This is a genomic window from Caballeronia arvi (assembly GCF_001544695.2).
GTDB classification, from domain to species: domain Bacteria; phylum Pseudomonadota; class Gammaproteobacteria; order Burkholderiales; family Burkholderiaceae; genus Caballeronia; species Caballeronia arvi.
Window position 1 is genome coordinate 22,049 of record NZ_FCOM02000063.1, and the last position, 15,737, is coordinate 37,785.

Annotated in this window: 13 protein-coding genes; 10 read left to right on the plus strand and 3 right to left on the minus strand. The window is 63.0% G+C overall.

The genetic code is table 11. The annotated features are described in order from the left end of the window. The first annotated feature begins 9 nt into the window (after positions 1–9). The 7 genes from AWB74_RS36995 (at position 10) to AWB74_RS37025 (ending at position 7,158) form a co-directional block, all read left to right on the plus strand. Positions 10–1,182 (plus strand): xanthine dehydrogenase family Fe-S subunit, encoded by a 1,173-nt coding sequence (locus tag AWB74_RS36995; RefSeq protein WP_061151561.1) that lies wholly within the window; start codon positions 10–12, stop codon positions 1,180–1,182. A 72-nt stretch (positions 1,183–1,254) separates the two neighbouring features. Next, positions 1,255–2,220, plus strand: coding sequence for an amidohydrolase family protein (locus AWB74_RS37000; protein WP_061151562.1), 966 nt, complete (start codon positions 1,255–1,257; stop codon positions 2,218–2,220). A gap of 34 nt (positions 2,221–2,254) precedes the next feature. After that, positions 2,255–3,007, plus strand: coding sequence for a maleate cis-trans isomerase family protein (locus tag AWB74_RS37005; RefSeq protein ID WP_061151574.1), 753 nt, complete (start codon positions 2,255–2,257; stop codon positions 3,005–3,007). Positions 3,008–3,020: 13 nt separating this feature from the next. Further along, positions 3,021–3,869: an alpha/beta fold hydrolase gene (locus AWB74_RS37010; protein WP_061151563.1), complete on the plus strand. Its 849-nt coding sequence runs from the start codon at positions 3,021–3,023 to the stop codon at positions 3,867–3,869. After that, positions 3,856–4,890 (plus strand): M29 family metallopeptidase, encoded by a 1,035-nt coding sequence (locus tag AWB74_RS37015; RefSeq protein WP_061151564.1) that lies wholly within the window; start codon positions 3,856–3,858, stop codon positions 4,888–4,890. The genes AWB74_RS37010 and AWB74_RS37015 overlap by 14 nt, the downstream gene beginning before the upstream one ends. An 18-nt stretch (positions 4,891–4,908) precedes the next feature. Continuing rightward, on the plus strand, positions 4,909–5,532 hold the full coding sequence (locus tag AWB74_RS37020) for an isochorismatase family protein (RefSeq protein ID WP_061151575.1): 624 nt from the start codon (positions 4,909–4,911) through the stop codon (positions 5,530–5,532). Between the two features lie 30 nt (positions 5,533–5,562). Further along, positions 5,563–7,158 (plus strand): MFS transporter, encoded by a 1,596-nt coding sequence (locus AWB74_RS37025; protein WP_061151565.1) that lies wholly within the window; start codon positions 5,563–5,565, stop codon positions 7,156–7,158. On the opposite strand, the gene AWB74_RS37030 is transcribed toward AWB74_RS37025, so the two are convergent. Further along, positions 7,159–7,665, minus strand: coding sequence for a MarR family winged helix-turn-helix transcriptional regulator (locus tag AWB74_RS37030; protein WP_200822089.1), 507 nt, complete (start codon positions 7,663–7,665; stop codon positions 7,159–7,161). A gap of 334 nt (positions 7,666–7,999) precedes the next feature. Here AWB74_RS37030 and AWB74_RS37035 point away from each other — a divergent pair, with 334 nt between their 5' ends. Next, positions 8,000–9,325, plus strand: a complete 1,326-nt coding sequence (locus tag AWB74_RS37035) for an MFS transporter (RefSeq protein WP_061151566.1) — start codon at positions 8,000–8,002, stop codon at positions 9,323–9,325. A 72-nt stretch (positions 9,326–9,397) separates the two neighbouring features. Beyond that, positions 9,398–10,606: a benzoate/H(+) symporter BenE family transporter gene (locus AWB74_RS37040; RefSeq protein WP_061151577.1), complete on the plus strand. Its 1,209-nt coding sequence runs from the start codon at positions 9,398–9,400 to the stop codon at positions 10,604–10,606. Between the two features lie 3 nt (positions 10,607–10,609). Here the strand turns inward: AWB74_RS37040 and ptsG are convergent, their stop codons facing one another. Both ptsG and ptsP read right to left on the minus strand, forming a co-directional pair. Next, positions 10,610–12,385 carry a PTS glucose transporter subunit IIBC gene (gene ptsG, locus AWB74_RS37045; protein WP_061151567.1) on the minus strand — a complete coding sequence of 592 codons (1,776 nt, stop codon included), beginning with the start codon at positions 12,383–12,385 and terminating at the stop codon, positions 10,610–10,612. Between the two features lie 24 nt (positions 12,386–12,409). Beyond that, positions 12,410–14,953 carry a phosphoenolpyruvate--protein phosphotransferase gene (gene ptsP / locus AWB74_RS37050; RefSeq protein ID WP_061151568.1) on the minus strand — a complete coding sequence of 848 codons (2,544 nt, stop codon included), beginning with the start codon at positions 14,951–14,953 and terminating at the stop codon, positions 12,410–12,412. A 286-nt stretch (positions 14,954–15,239) separates the two neighbouring features. Between ptsP and AWB74_RS37055 the strand changes: the two genes are divergently transcribed. Next, positions 15,240–15,464, plus strand: a complete 225-nt coding sequence (locus AWB74_RS37055) for a DUF6900 domain-containing protein (RefSeq protein WP_061151569.1) — start codon at positions 15,240–15,242, stop codon at positions 15,462–15,464. The last annotated feature ends 273 nt before the right edge of the window (positions 15,465–15,737 follow it).

A 15,737-nucleotide genomic window follows, 5' to 3' on the forward strand; every position in this document is an offset into this window, starting at 1 on the left:
GAGACTGCAATGTCCGTCATCGAACTCACCATCAACGACCGTGCCGTACGCGGCGATATCGAATCGCGCGTGCATCTCGGCGACTTCCTGCGCGATACGCAGAATCTGACCGGCACCCATCTCGGTTGCGAACATGGCGTATGCGGCGCATGCACCGTGCTCGTCGACGGCGAGCCGGTTCGTTCGTGCATCACGTTCGCCGTCGCATGCGATCAGCAGAAGGTTCGCACCATCGAAGGCTTCGACGAGGACGAACTGATGCAGCGTCTGCGTCGCGCCTTCTCGATTCATCATGGCTTGCAATGCGGCTATTGCACGCCGGGCATGTTGATCACCGCGCGCGATATCGCACGTCGTTTCCCCGATGCCGACGAAGCACGCATTAGACTCGAACTGTCGGGCAATCTGTGCCGATGTACGGGCTATATGGGCATCGTCGCGGCGATCAAGGCGGTGCTTCAGGAATTGAAGGAGAACCCGATCGCAGCCGCGCCCGCCGCACGCGCGATCGTCAGCGATGCAACGACTGCCGCGCCTGCTTTCGAGACGTTCGCAGCGACGCCCGCTTTCGCATCGAAAGCGCCTGTAGCTGTATCGAACGATCAACCCGCCGCTCAACGCAAAGGCTGGACCGCAATCGACGACAGCTTCGTCGTGCCTTTCGCCATCGACAAGGTATGGGCGTTCATGGGCGATCTGCCATCGGTCACGTCGTGTCTTCCCGGCGCGGAGCTGGTGGAACACGACGGCGAAAGCGTGAAAGGCAGGATCGCGATCAAGTTCGGCCCGATGTCCGCAAACTTCGCGGGCGCGGCACGCCTTGAGCGCGACGACGCCGCGCATCGTGCGGTGATGCGCGGAGCGGGGCAGGACAACATCAGCCGCTCACGCGCGAATGGCGATGTGACGTATGCCCTTACGAGCGAAGGAGACACACAGACGCGCGTGGCCGTCACGCTCGAATATATGTTGCAGGGACCGCTCGCGCAGTTCTCGCGCTCGGGGCTCGTGAAGGATTTCGTGCGGCGCATGATCGCGGACTTCGGCGCGCGCATCACGGCGCAACTCAGCGGCGGCGCTGCGCCGGAAGCATCGGCATCGTCCGCGAAGTTCAATGCGGGCAGCCTCGTGTGGAGCGTCGTCTGGGGACGCATCAAACGACTGTTTGGAAAGGGCGATTGAACAAGAGACATCGAGCCGATAGCGGCCCGATGTTCGGCCATATCGTCAGCCTACTGATCAAATGGAGCTCAAATGAGCAAGCGGATTCGCAAGATCGCACTGGAAGAGCACTTCAGCACGCCCGGTTTTCAGGGTTATTCGAAGAGCTTCACGCAGCACATCGCGCCCGAAGTATTGCGCGATCTCGTCGCGCGCCTGACCGATTTCGACGAGCAACGTATCGTCGAAATGGACCGCGCGGGCATCGACTACACGATTCTTTCGCAGACGGGTCCGAGCGTTCAGGGCGAGCCCGATGCGGCGCTCGCAATGAGCCGCGCGAAGGAGAGCAACGACTTTCTCGCGCAGCAGATCGCGCGTCATCCTTCGCGCTTCGGAGGCTTCGCAACCTTGCCGATGCACAGCGCAAAAGCGGCATCGGATGAACTGACGCGCACCGTTCGCGAACTCGGTTTCAAGGGCGCGCTCGTCAATGGACATACGCTGGGTATCTATTACGACGATCGCGCATACGACGCCTTCTGGGCGACGATGCAGGAACTCGACGTGCCGTTATATCTGCATCCCACCGATGCATACGTGAGTCCGCGCGTGCTCGACGGTCATCCGGAACTCACCGGCGCGACATGGGGCTGGGGCGTCGAAACGGGAAGCCATGCGTTGCGTCTCCTGTTCAGCGGCGTGTTCGATCGCTTCCCCGATCTGAAGATCATCCTCGGCCATATGGGCGAGGGCTTGCCGTTCCTGCGCTGGCGTTTCGACAGCCGCTTCGCCGTCTACTCGCACGGCGTGAGTCTCGAGCGCTCGCCGTCGGAATACATCGGCACGAACATTCTCATTACGACGTCGGGCGTGTGCTCGGCGCCTGCGCTCATCGGCGCGATCGGCGAGATGGGCGCGCACGCGGTGATGTTCTCGGTCGACTATCCGTACGAATCGACTGAGATCGCGGCGGAATTCATCGAACGCGCGCCGCTCGACGACGCCACGCGCGCGCTCGTCTGCCACGGCAACGCCGAACGCATCTTCCGCCTTTGACATTCCATAAGACCTCAGAGACATGGAGCAGCACATGACGAAGTCATACCGCATCGGCCAGATCGTGCCGAGTTCGAACACGACGATGGAAACCGAGATTCCCGCGATGTTGCTCGCGCGACAGACGATTCGCCCCGAGCGCTTCACGTTCCATTCGAGCCGCATGCGCATGAAGAAGGTCGTAAAGGAAGAACTCGCCGCGATGGACGCGGAGTCGGACCGTTGCGCCGTCGAGCTATCCGATGCGCGCGTCGATGTACTCGGCTACGCCTGTCTCGTCGCGATCATGGCGATGGGGCACGGCTACCATCGCGTATCGCAGAAGCGTCTGCATGAGCGCACGATCGAGAACGGTGGCGATGCGCCTGTCATCACGAGTGCGGGCGCACTGGTCGATGCGTTGAAGGTGATCGGCGCGAAGCGAGTCGTAGTCGTTACGCCCTACATGAAGCCGCTGACGGAACTCGTCGTCGACTACATTCGCAACGAAGACTACGACGTGATCGACTATCGCGCGCTGGAGATTCCCGACAATCTCGAAGTCGGCCGCCACGATCCGAGCCGTCTGCCCGAGATCGTGATGTCGATGCGTTATCGGGAAGCCGATGCCATCGTATTGTCGGCATGCGTGCAGATGCCGTCGCTGCCAGTGATCGCGAAGGTCGAGGCGATGACGGGCAAGCCGGTCATCACCGCTGCCGTCGCGACGACTTACGCGATGCTCAAGCAACTCGGTCTGGAAGCGATCGTGCCGGGCGCGGGCGCGTTGCTGTCCGGCGCGTATTGAGTCGGGGGAGAGCATGTCGACCTATCCATACGGCGCGAATGTTCACGCGAACGGCGTCCGTCAGCATTATCTGCGCTATGGCGGAGCACGCGCCGGGCGCGATCCGGTCATCATCGTGCCGGGTATCACGAGTCCGGCGGTCACGTGGGGTTTCGTCGCGGAGCATATCGGCAAGACGTTCGATACCTATGTGCTCGATGTGCGCGGTCGCGGGCTTTCATCCGCATCCGATGCGCTCGACTACAGCCTCGACGCGCAAGCCGCCGATCTGAATGCGTTCGCAACGGCTTTGAGTTTCGACCGATACAGCGTCGTCGGTCACTCGATGGGCGCGCGCATCGGCATACGCGCGGCGCGCTCGCAGCCAGCGGGCATGACACGCCTCGCGATGATCGATCCGCCGGTTTCGGGTCCGGGACGCCGTCCCTATCCGTCGCAATTGCCGTGGTACATCGACTCGATTCGTCAGTCGCGCGAAGGCATGACCGCGGATGCGATGCGCGCGTTCTGCCCGACATGGACCGACGAGCAACTTGCATTGCGCGCGGAATGGCTTCATACCTGCGATGAACGCGCGATACGCGCGAGCTTCGACGGCTTCCATACCGATGACATTCATGCCGATCTGCCGCATCTGAAGATCCCGGCGCTGCTCGTCACGGCGGGCCGCGGCGATGTCGTACGCGATGAAGATGTCGATGAGATTCGCTCGCTCGTGCCGCAACTCGAACACACGCGCGTGCGGAACGCGGGCCACATGATTCCTTGGGACGACGAAGCCGGTTTTCATGCGGCGCTCGGCGATTTCCTCGGCGCAGCGCTTGCGCCGTTCGATCAGGGAGGCAAGCATGCCAGTCAGTGACTATCAGATGGTCGAAGCATGGACCAAGGTGCTTAAGCTATCGCGCCTCGAAGCGGGACAGACGGTCACGATTCTGACCAGCGCATCGACGCATCCGCAGACGCTCGCGACGGCTTTGATCGCGACGCAATCGATGGGCGCAGTCGTCAATCGTCTCGATCTGCCGCCCGTGAACGGCGAGAAGGCGTTGAGCCGCGACTCGCTCGCGTATCTCGGCACGACGCCTCTGACGGGCAACCGCGCCGCGATCGCCGCGCTGAAGGAAAGCGACCTCGTGCTCGATCTGATGACGCTGCTGTTCTCGCCCGAGCAACTCGATATCCTGAAGAGCGGCACGAAGATTCTGCTCGCGGTGGAACCGCCCGAAGTGCTCACGCGTCTCGTGCCGACACCCGCCGATCGCGAACGCGTGCTGGCCGCTCAGGCGCGCATCGCGCGTGCGAAGGAAATGCATATCGTGTCGGCGGCGGGCACCGATTTCCACTGTCCGCTCGGTGAGTTCGAGCCGATCGCCGAGTACGGTTTCGTCGACGAACCCGGCCGCTGGGATCATTGGCCGAGCGGTTTCGCGCTGACCTTTCCGAACGATCGTCAGGCGTATGGCCGCATCGTGATCGATCGCGGAGATATCCTGTTGCCGCAGAAAAACTATGTGCAGGACCGCATCGAACTCACGGTCGAAGGAGGTTATGCGAAGCGCATCGATGGCGGCATCGACGCGCAATTGCTCAGCGAATACATGGCGACCTTCAACGATCCCGAAGCGTATGCGATCTCGCATATCGGCTGGGGGTTGCAGCCGCGCGCGCACTGGTCGACCCTGGGTCTCTACGATCGCGAGGCCACCATCGGCATGGATGCACGCGCGTTCGAAGGCAACTTCCTGTTCTCGCTCGGACCGAACAACGAAGCGGGCGGCAGCCGCACGACGACCTGCCATATCGACATTCCCTTGCGTCATTGCGACGTATTTCTCGACGGCGAGCCTGTCGTGCGCAATGGCGTCGTGCTCGATCGTTGAACAATGAACAAGACCGACATGCCCCACGATATCGAAACCTATAAACGTCAGAGCTTCGGCTCGACGCTCACGCCCATCGCGCCAGTCGGCCTGTTGATCGTCGACTTCGTGAACGGCTTCGCGAATCCCGAAGTGTTCGGCGGCGGCAATATTCCACAAGCTATCGAGCGCACGATTCCCTTGCTCGCACATGCGCGCGAGCAGGGCTGGAAGATTGCGCACAGCCGCATCGTTTTCGCCGATGACGACAGCGATCACAATATCTTCACGATGAAAGTGCCCGGTCTGCTCGCGCTGAAAGAAGCCTCGCACGACAGCGCGATCGTGCCGCAGCTCGCGCCGCGCAAGGGCGAACTCGTCGTGCGCAAGACCGTGCCGTCCGCGTTCTTCGGCACGGGCCTCGCGGCATGGCTCACGCAGCACGGCGTGCGCACGCTGCTGATCGCGGGCGCGGTGACGAGCGGCTGCGTGCGGTCCTCCGTCGTCGATGCGATGCAGTATGGCTTCCGTCCGTTCGTGCTGTCAGATTGCGTCGGCGATCGCGCCATCGCCCCGCACGAAGCGAATCTCTTCGACATGGCGCAGAAGTACGCCGCCGTGATGAACCGCGACGAAGCACTCGCGTTGCTCGCGGATCTGTGATCACCGGGCTTTCAGCCGCATGGGACCGATATGGCCACGTCTCTTTCGCAGCGCTCGCACCGCATCGTCACGCGTCATGAGTTCACGCTGATCATTGCGTCGTCGTTCGGCGCGCTGCTCGAATGGTATGACTTCTACATCTATGCGGCGCTCGCGGGCACGTTCAGCACCTTGTTCTTTCCGAGCGGCAACGATACGGTCGCGTTTCTCGCGAGCCTCGCGACATTCGGCGCGGGCTTTCTCGTGCGTCCGCTCGGCGCGCTTTTCTTTGGACGGCTCGGCGATCGCATCGGCCGCAAGTACACGTTCATGGCGACCATCGTGCTGATGGGCGTCGCGACCATCGGCGTGGGCTTGCTGCCATCGTTCGCCAGCATCGGGATGATGGCGCCCGTGTTGCTCGTCGCGCTGCGGCTGTTGCAAGGCTTTGCGCTGGGCGGCGAAACGGGCGGCGCCGCCACGTATCTCGCGGAACATTCGCCTGCGGACCGGCGCGGCTTCTATACGAGCTCGCTCCAGACCACGGCGACGCTCGGGCTGCTCGCATCGATCGCGGCGGTGAGCATCAGTCGCGCCGCGATGGACGAATCGTCATTCCAAAGCTGGGGATGGCGGATGCCGTTCCTCGTGTCGATCGTGCTGCTCGCGATCTCGGTTTATCTGCGCACGAAGCTCGCCGAATCGCCGACGTTTCGTGACATGAAGCAGGCGGGCAGGCTCTCGAAATCGCCGATAGGCGAGAGCTTCGGCAAGTGGAGCAACCTGAAGTACGTGCTCATCATGTTGTTCAGCACGGCATCGGGCGTCGGTGTCGTGTTCGGCACGGGGCACTTCTATTCGATGTACTTCCTGCAGAACACGCTGAAGGTCGCGCCGAATGCGGTCAATCTTTTCCTGGCGATCGCGTTGATCGCGGTGTTTCCGTTTTATCTCGTGTTCGGCTGGTTATCGGATCGCATCGGACGAAAGTGGATCATGATGCTCGCGTGCCTGTTGCTCGCCGCGACCACGCAGCCGATCTTCCACGCGCTCACGCACTATGCGAATCCTCAGCTGGAAGCGTTCCAGAAAAGCGCGCCCGTCACCGTCCGTGCGAACGATTGCCGCTTCGCGCTGTTTTCCGCGCCGGTGACGGAGTGTGATCGCATACGGTCCTTTCTGAGCGCGTCGGGCGTCTCGTATGATCAGGCGCCGCAGCAGGCGGGCGAGGGCGCATCGACGGCAATCGGTTCCATCGTCGTGCATGGCTGCGACAAGCGCGAACTGGAGAAAGCGCTTGTTGCGTCTGGCTGGTCCGCGCACGCGGACCCTACGAAGATCGACGCGCCGATGGTCATCCTGCTGATGTGGCTGCTGCTGCTCTATCTCGCGATGATCTATGGCCCGATGGCCGCGTTCATGGTCGAGCTGTTTCCGGCGCGCATCCGTTATACGTCGCTGTCGTTGCCGTTTCATCTCGGCTCCGGCTGGTTCGGCGGGATGCTGCCGTTCGTGGTCTCGGCGATGGCCGTCGCGCGCGGCAATGTCTACTTCGGGCTCTGGTATCCGATCGTGATTGCAGTCGTGTCGTTCGCGGTCGGTGCGCTCTTCGTGCCGGAAACATACCGCCGCGATATCACGCAATAGTCAATCGAAATGTTTGAGCGAAGTGCGTCCGTACTGATTGTTTCCTTCGACGAGCTGCATCATCATGCGCACGAAATGAACGCGATCTTCAGCGCTCAGCGGTTCCAGAAACCGCACCTGGGCTTCGCGCATGCTGCCGTACATGTCTTTCATCGTGCGGCGTCCTTTCGCGGTGATGTTCGCGATCTTGAGACGCCCGTCGTGCGGGCTCGGCTCGCGCTTGACGAGGCCGCGCTCTTCGAGACGCCGCAGCACGTCGGCCATCGTGGTGCGATCGACGCCGACTTCCGCGCACAGCGATGTCTGATCGAGCCCGGGACGTTCGGAGAGCGTCGTCAGCAAGCCGTACTGCACGGGCGTGATGGCGAAGTCCTTGCAGGACTCGAAGAAGAGCGCGATGTGGATCTGGTTGAGCCGCCGGATCAGAAAGCCCGGTCGCTGCCACAGATGTCCGGTCTCGATGCCGCCGTCGGAGACGGCCGCTTTTTTCTCGGCAACGGTGCCCATCTTTACCCTTTCGAAGAAGTTCTGTCACACAGGAGTTTAGCGTTCGCGCGTCGCGCGTGTTGAAACGGCGTCACGCACGATAGGTGCAATCAGAGTTGCGCTGCCAATTTTTTCCGGATACAAATTATCCATCAGCGTACTGACGAATGCTGAAGGCTGAAGCATAAGTTGTCAATGATGAAAGTCAGAACACGAAGTCAATAGAACGATGCGTCGCGAAGCTATCAGAGCGGGTCTGCTCGTGCGTTTGCCGGAATAGAACGCACGAATAATCAGCATACTGACTAGTTGGCGAATGCGTTAAACGTCACCTCACCCGAGTTTGGAGCCAATCATGAGTTCTACCCCTGTACAGACGGACGACGTCGCCATTCATGGGCGGTCGATGTCCCGCAACGATATCAAGACGCTGATGCTCGCGTCGCTGGGCGGCGCGCTGGAGTACTACGATTTCATCGTCGCGGTGTTCTTCACGAAGCTGCTCGCGACCGTGTTCTTTCCGCCGCAGACACCCGAGTGGCTTGCGCAGCTCGAAGTGTTCTGCATCTTCGCGGCGGGCTATCTCGTGCGCCCCATCGGCGGCATTTTCTTCGCGCACTTCGGCGACCGTATCGGCCGCAAGAAGATGTTTGCACTGAGCCTGTTCCTGATGGCCGCACCGACGCTGCTCATCGGCTTGCTGCCCAGTTATGCGACGCTCGGCATCGTTGCGCCGCTGCTGTTTCTTTTGTGCCGCGTTTTGCAGGGGCTTTCCGTCGGCGGGGAAGTGCCGGGCGCGTGGATTTTCTGCTCGGAGCACGTCAAGCGCGATCGCGTCGGGCTGGCTTGCGGTCTGCTGATGTCGGGACTGTGCACGGGCATTCTGCTCGGCGCGCTGTCGGCGAAGTTCCTGATCGGCAACATGGACCCGGCGGATCTGAAGAGCTGGGGCTGGCGTGTGCCGTTCATCGCGGGTGGCGCGTTCGGTCTCATCTCGGTCTATCTGCGCCGATATCTGCAGGAAACGCCCGTGTTCGAAGCACTGCGTGCGAAGCGTGAAGCGGATGCGCGTCTGCCGCTCGCGGTCGTGCTGAAAGAGCATCGCGGCGCGATCATCGTCTCGTTGCTCGCGACGTGGGTCTTCTCCGGCATCTTCGTGCTGTACTTCCTCTACACGCCGACGTTCCTGCAATCGCAGTTCCATTTCGCACCGAAGGATGTCTTCACCAACAACTCGTGGTCGATCTTCGGGCTGATTCTCGGCAGCACGTTCGCCGGATGGGCCGCGGACAAGATCGGCGGCGGCCGCGCCTATGCGATCGGCAGTGCCGCGATGCTGCTGGTCACGGGCGCGTTCTACATGACTCTCGCATCGGGCAGCCAGTCGGTGTGGACGCTCTATATCCTCGGCGGCTTTCTGATCGGGACGATCACGCTCGGGCCGTACATCATCGTGAAGAGCTTTCCGCCCGAAGTGCGCTTCACCGGTTTCGCGCTGTCGTACAACACCGCCTATGCGATTTTCGGCGGCACCGCGCCCGCGATGGCATCGTTCCTCGTGGGGCGGCAGGGCATCACGATGGCGCCTGCGTGGTACATTGGCGCGCTTTGCGTGCTCGGCGTGATCATCGGGCTTGCCTGGCGTGCGCCCGTGCACGCCGAAGCGGCGGCCGCGCATTGATGCCGGGCGTCTGATCCCCATGCGATCCTGCATCGAATGCGGCGCGGGATCGTTTTCCTTCGAGCGCTCTACATGTCCGTTAGCGACGCATCCGGGACCGGCATCGGCCGGTCATGGCTTCTGTATTTCTCGCTCGCGTTCGCGAGCATGAGCTTCTCCGCGACGGGGCCGGTCGCGATCATCATCGCCGCGTCGCGGGAAGGCGGGCTGAGCCTGGCGCAGACGTCGTCGTGGCTCTTTGCGTCCATCGGCATGAATGGGCTGGCGAGCATCGCAATCAGCTGGAAGACGCGCCAGCCCTTGCTCTTTCTCTGGACGATTCCGGGCGCGATCCTCGCCGCGCCGGTGATCGCGCAATACGGCTTCGGCGCGGCAGTGGGAACGTATCTCGTGTGCGCGGCCGTGCTGCTCGTGCTCGGCGCGACCAACCTCGTCGCGCTGCTCGACCGATGGGTGCCGATGCCCATTGTCATGGCGATGATCGCCGGGCTCTTCATCAAGTACGTGCTGGCCGTCGTGCATTCGACGGTGGCCGCGCCGTTCATTGGCGCGGGCATGCTGCTGACGTTTTTCGGACTGATGTGGCTGGAGCGCCGTAACGCCGCGCCGATTCCGCCGCTGATTGGCGCGATGCTCACGGGCGCGGCGATTCTCTTCGCGACGGGCTTCCAGTTGCCGAGCCATACCGGCGGCGCATGGATCGCGACGCCTGCGCTCGTCGCTCCGCGCTTCGATATTCATGCGATATCGCAACTGCTGCTGCCGATGCTCATCACCGTGCTGTTCGTGCAGAATGCGCAGGGCATCGCGGTGACGCGTGCGTCGGGGTATCGCACGTCGCTGCGACTCGTGACGATCACGAGCGGCGTGCTGACCGCGATCACCGCGCCGTTCGGCGGTTGTCCGTCGGTGCTGGCGGGGCCCAGCAACGCGATTCTCGTGTCGGGCGGCACGCATGGGCGTCATTACATCGGCGCATTGATCGCGGGCGTCATATGCGTGGCGATTGGTCTGTTCGCCACGGCCTATGTGTTTCTGCTGACGAGTCTGCCCGGTGCGTATATCGCGATCCTTGCGGGACTCGCGATGATGGGCGTGCTCGAAAAGTCCTTCGTCGCCGCGTTCCGTTCGGCGCTGCCCTTGAGCGCGATGATCGTGTTCGTCGTCACGCTGAGCGATGTGACGCTGCTCGGTGTGGGTGCGGCGTTCTGGGGCGTGGTGGCGGGGTGTTGCGTTTATTACGCGATCGAGAAGCGGAGGGAGGGCGAGTCGATCGCGTAGTGTTCACTTCATCGCGCCGGCCAAACTCTCCGCTTCCAACCCGACGATCAGATCCATCTCCCCATTGCCGAGCGCTTGCGTCGCGGGCACGCCGGCTGCCTTCAACGCGGCGGCATCGAGCCGCGATGCATCGCCGAGCGCGACGCGCAGACGCGTGGCCGCGAGCGGTTCGAGCTTAAGGATATTGGCCGCACCGCCGAGCGCCGCGCGGATCATTTCAACGCGCGCTTTCTGTTGCGTGCTGTCCGGCGCCGCAGTCGACGACGCCGCCGCCACAGCTTCAGTCGCGGCAACCGGCGCACCCGCCACCGGCAAATCGGCTTCGGCGCCCGCCGACTTCAGATACTCCTGCATGTCGGTTTTCATGTTCTCCGACAGCGGCCCGAAAATCGCCTGCACGCCGTTGCCGACGCGCACGACACCCGCCGCGCCGAGCGCCTTCAGCCTGGCGTCGTTCACGAGCGCCGGATCGTTCACCGTGATGCGCAGCCGCGTGATGCACGCATCGAGACTCTTGATGTTCGAGCGCCCGCCGAACGCGAGCACGAGATCGCGCGAACGCCCGCCGACGCCCGTCGAGACCGCGGCAGTTTCGACCGTGTCGTCCTCGCGGCCCGGCGTCTTCAGGTTGAAGCGGCTGATCACGAAGCGGAACACGCAGTAGTAGATGCCCGCATAGATCGGCCCGAGGATGAACACGTACCACGCATGCGTCGCCTTGTTGCCGATCAGGTTGAACATCACGAAGTCGATCGCGCCTTGCGAGAACGTGAAGCCCATGTGCATGTTCAGCGTATTCGCGACGAACTGCGCCGACGCCGCGAGACACGCGTGAATGAAGTACAGCACCGGGGCGACGAACATGAACGCGAACTCGATCGGCTCGGTGATGCCAGTCAGAAACGAAGTCAGCGCCGCCGACACCATCATGCCGCCGACCGCGACTTTCTTTTCCGGCTTCGCGCAATGCCAGATCGCGATCGCGGCGGCGGGCAGGCCGAACATCTTGAAGAAGAACGCGCCGGACAGAATGCCGGCGGTCGGATCGCCTGCGAAGAAGCGCGTGATGTCGCCGTGAACGACCTTGCCGGTGGTGGGATCGAGGAAACTGCCGGCTTCGAAGAAGAACGGCACGTTCCAGATATGGTGCAGACCGAACGGAATCAGCAGACGTTCGACGAAGCCGTAGATGGTCGCCGCCGTGCGCGGATCGGACACGGCCGCCCAGTGCGAAAACGCCTTGATCGCGCCGCCGATCGGCGGCCATACGAACGACAGAATTGCGCCGAGCAGGATTGCCCCGATGGCCGTCACGATCGGCACGAAGCGTTTGCCCGCGAAGAAGCCGAGATACGCCGGCAGCGCGATCTTGTAATAACGGTTGAACATCCACGCCGCGAGCCCGCCCGCGAGAATGCCGCCGAACACGCCGGTCTGAATGGACGGGATGCCCATGATCATGTCCGGCTCGACACCTTGCACCTTGGCGATCACGCCGAGCGTCGCCGTCATGACGAGATAGCCGATGGTCGCGGCGATGCCCGACACGCCGTCGTTTTCCGTGAAGCCGAGCGCGACGCCGATCGCGAAAATCAGCGGCAGATTGCCGAAGATCACGTCGCCCGCGTTCTTCATCAGCGCGAGGATGATGAGGGGCACGTAGCCGTGGAAATCGGTCGCGCCGAGGCCGAGCAGCAAGCCGGCAACGGGCAGCACCGCGACCGGCAGCATCAACGACTTGCCGACCTTCTGCACGACGCCGAAGGCATTCTTGAACATGTAGGGTCTCCTCTTCTGTTTCGCTTATTCCGCGTAAGGGGCGAGCAGGGCGCGCACTTCCGCGGCCGTGCCCAGCGTAATCGCGCGCGCCGCGAGCGTGCGCGCTTCGTCCATCGTGAGGCGCGCGAGCTGCGCCTTGATCGAGCCGACGGCCGGCACGCTCACCGACAACTCGTCGACGCCGAGTCCGGCGAGCACGGGCACGGCCATCGCATCCGATGCGATGCCGCCGCACACGCCGACCCACTTGCCGTGCTTGTGCGCGCCGTCGACCGTCATGCCGATCAGACGCAGTACGGCGGGATGCAGCCCATCGGCCTGTTTCGCGAGCTTCGGATGCCCGCGGTCCATCGCGAGGGCGTACTGCGTCAGATCATTCGTGCCGATGGAAAAGAAATCGACTTCGCGCGCGAGCGGCTCGGCGATGAGCGCCGCTGACGGCACTTCGATCATCACGCCCACCTTCACGTTGCCCATGCGATCGCCGGCTTCTTCCTGAAGAATCTTCCTGGCCGCGCGCACTTCCTCGATCGACGCGACCATCGGGAACATGATGTGCAGATTGCCGATGGAAGCCGCCCGCAGAATCGCGCGCAACTGCACCCGGAAAATGTCGGGACGGTCGAGGCTCACGCGCACGCCGCGCAGACCGAGGAACGGGTTGTCTTCCTTCGGCAGCGGCAGATACGAAAGCGGTTTGTCGCCGCCGACATCGAGCGTGCGCACGACGAGCGGTCGCTCGCGCCCGAGCGCTTCCGCGACCGCGCAATATTCGGCGGCCTGTTCGTCTTCGGATGGCGCGGTGTCGCGGTTGTCGAACAGGAACTCGGAGCGCAGCAGACCCACGCCTTCCGCGCCTGCCGCGACCGCATCGCGCGCTTCTTTTGCATTGCGGATATTCGCGACCACTTCGATGCGATGACCGTCCGCGGTGACGGCCAGCTTGCTTGCCGCGACCTTTTCTTCCTCGCGCTTCTTCGTCTGGCGTTCGATGCGTTCGCGCGCCTTCGCGAGTTCGTCCGCGCTCGGATTGCGCCGCAGGCTGCCGTGCGAGCCGTCCAGGACGACGAGCGTGCCATCGGGCAAATTCAGCGCTTCTTCGTCGATACCGCAGATCGCCGGAATGCCGAGCGAGCGCGCGAGAATCGCGACATGGCTCGTCGCGCCGCCGGTCGTCGTGCAGAAGCCCAGCACCTTGCTGCGGTCGAGCGACGCGGTATCGGACGGAGACAGTTCTTCGGCGACCAGGATCGATTCCTCGGGCACGTCGATATGCGCTTCCTTCACGCCCGCGAGCAGCGCGAGCACGCGGCGGCCCACATCGCGGATATCGCCCGCGCGTTCGCGCAGCAGCGCGTTGTCGAGCTGCCCGAGCGTGTCCGCCTGAGCCTCGAACGCGGCGCGCCACGCGAAGCCCGCGCTCTTGCCGTCGCTGATGCCGGCGATGGCCGCATCGTTGAGATCGGGATCGTCGAGCAGTTCGAGATGCGCTTCCAGAATCTGCGCCTTCGACGGATCGGTGAGCTTCGCCTTCAGCGCTTCGATCTGCTGACGCGCTTCGTGCCGCGCGGCATCGAGCCGTGCGCGCTCGCGTTGCGGCGCTTCGCCCGCTTCGGCCACGTCGATGACTTCCTGACGGAACTGCACGATCTTGCCGACCGCGAGTCCTGGCGACGCCGATACGCCCGTGAACTCGTTCGCGTCGGCGGGCGCGGCGCGTTTCGGGATGGCCGTTTCCGGCGCGGCCACGGCAGGCGCCACCCCGACCGCGGGCGCGTCGCCGGGTTTTTCGCCGGAGCCGGACGCGAGCAGGCGGGCGAGCGCGGCAGCAGCCTCGGCCGCATCGGGCCCGGCGGCTTCGACGCGCAGCGTGTCGCCGAACTTCGTCGCGAGCGCCATCAACGCGACGACCGATTTCGCGTTCGCGCTGTCGCTGCCGCGCACGATGCGGATATCGGACTTGTACTTCTTCGCTTCGACCGAGACGACCGCGGCGGGCCGCGCGTGCAGGCCTTGCGGATTCGGCAAGGTGATTTCATCGGACTGAATCGCGCCGGACGCCGCGCCGCTCGCATCGTCGCGCGCGCCGCTGACGAATTCGACCGACAACGCGACATCCTGGCCCGCGGTGACGAGCCCTGTCGCGGGCACATAGCGCGTGACGAGCTCGCCGTTCGCGATGACCATTTGCGTGAGCAGGCTCACCGCCCGCGCGCCGACGACGACCGGATCGAAACGGATCAGCGGCTGGCCGGTCGTGACGGTGTCGCCTTCCTTGACGAGCGGCGTGAAGCCTTCGCCGCGAAGCATCACGGTATCGAGGCCGATGTGGATGAGCACCTGGAGGCCGCTTTCGCCCGTCACGGTCACCGCATGCGCCGCGCGATGCAGTTGCGTGATTTTGCCGGGAAGCGGGGAGAGCAATTCGTCGGACGTCGGATCGATGGATACGCCGTCGCCGACCATCTTCTGCGCGAAAACCGGGTCGGGCACGGTTTCGATCTGCACCATCACGCCGGAGAGGGGCGCCATCAACTCGATTTTTGCCAAGCGCTGAGGAGCTTTCATGTGGATTCTGTGTCCCTTGATGGTTTGCGGTCGATACCCAGAAAGCGCCGGACGATGACCTGCATAGGACCTGAACGGGCCTGAGCTAAATCATAGGCAACGCATCCGTGCTTCGCTGACCGAATGATTGCGCGCGAGATTTTAAACATACGCACGATTTGTTTCGGGTTCTGAAACGTTGAATTTTTAGATACGACGCTCCATTCGCGTCGATACGTCGCATCGCGCGTGTCGCTGTCCTATTAATCTTGTCGACGAGCAAATGCAAGTAAATGGAGCGTGATTCGTGATCTACCGCAACAAAACTGAAGCGTATTGGGAACTGCTATTGACGATTGCCCGCGATGAACTGGGCATCGAATCGTTCGACGCCGCTGGTGATACGGGCGCGGATATGCGGATGTGCCGTGTCGAGGACATCGGCCGCGCGCTCGAACGCGCTTACGATATGGGGCTGATGGTCGGGCATACGGTGACGCGCGCGGGGTGCGCAGAGGAGTCGCGTGTTTGAGTCGAGGGGCGCTCTCTGGCGCGCTCGAGCGCTGCGGCACTAGTCCGGTCGGTCCGTCGGCCGGGCTTGCGCCCGGTCTTCACGATCTAAGCCTCCGTCGCCGCGAAACCCGCGACCGGTCAGCATACGTGGCATCAAAGCGGACATTTCAACTTGGCCAAAACCGGACATTACAACTTAGCCGCTACAAATAATGTCCCCGCTAAGTTCAAATGTCGTACCGCCGGCTAAATAGAGATGTCGGGTTTTGAACGGATGTTTTGCTAGCTTTCT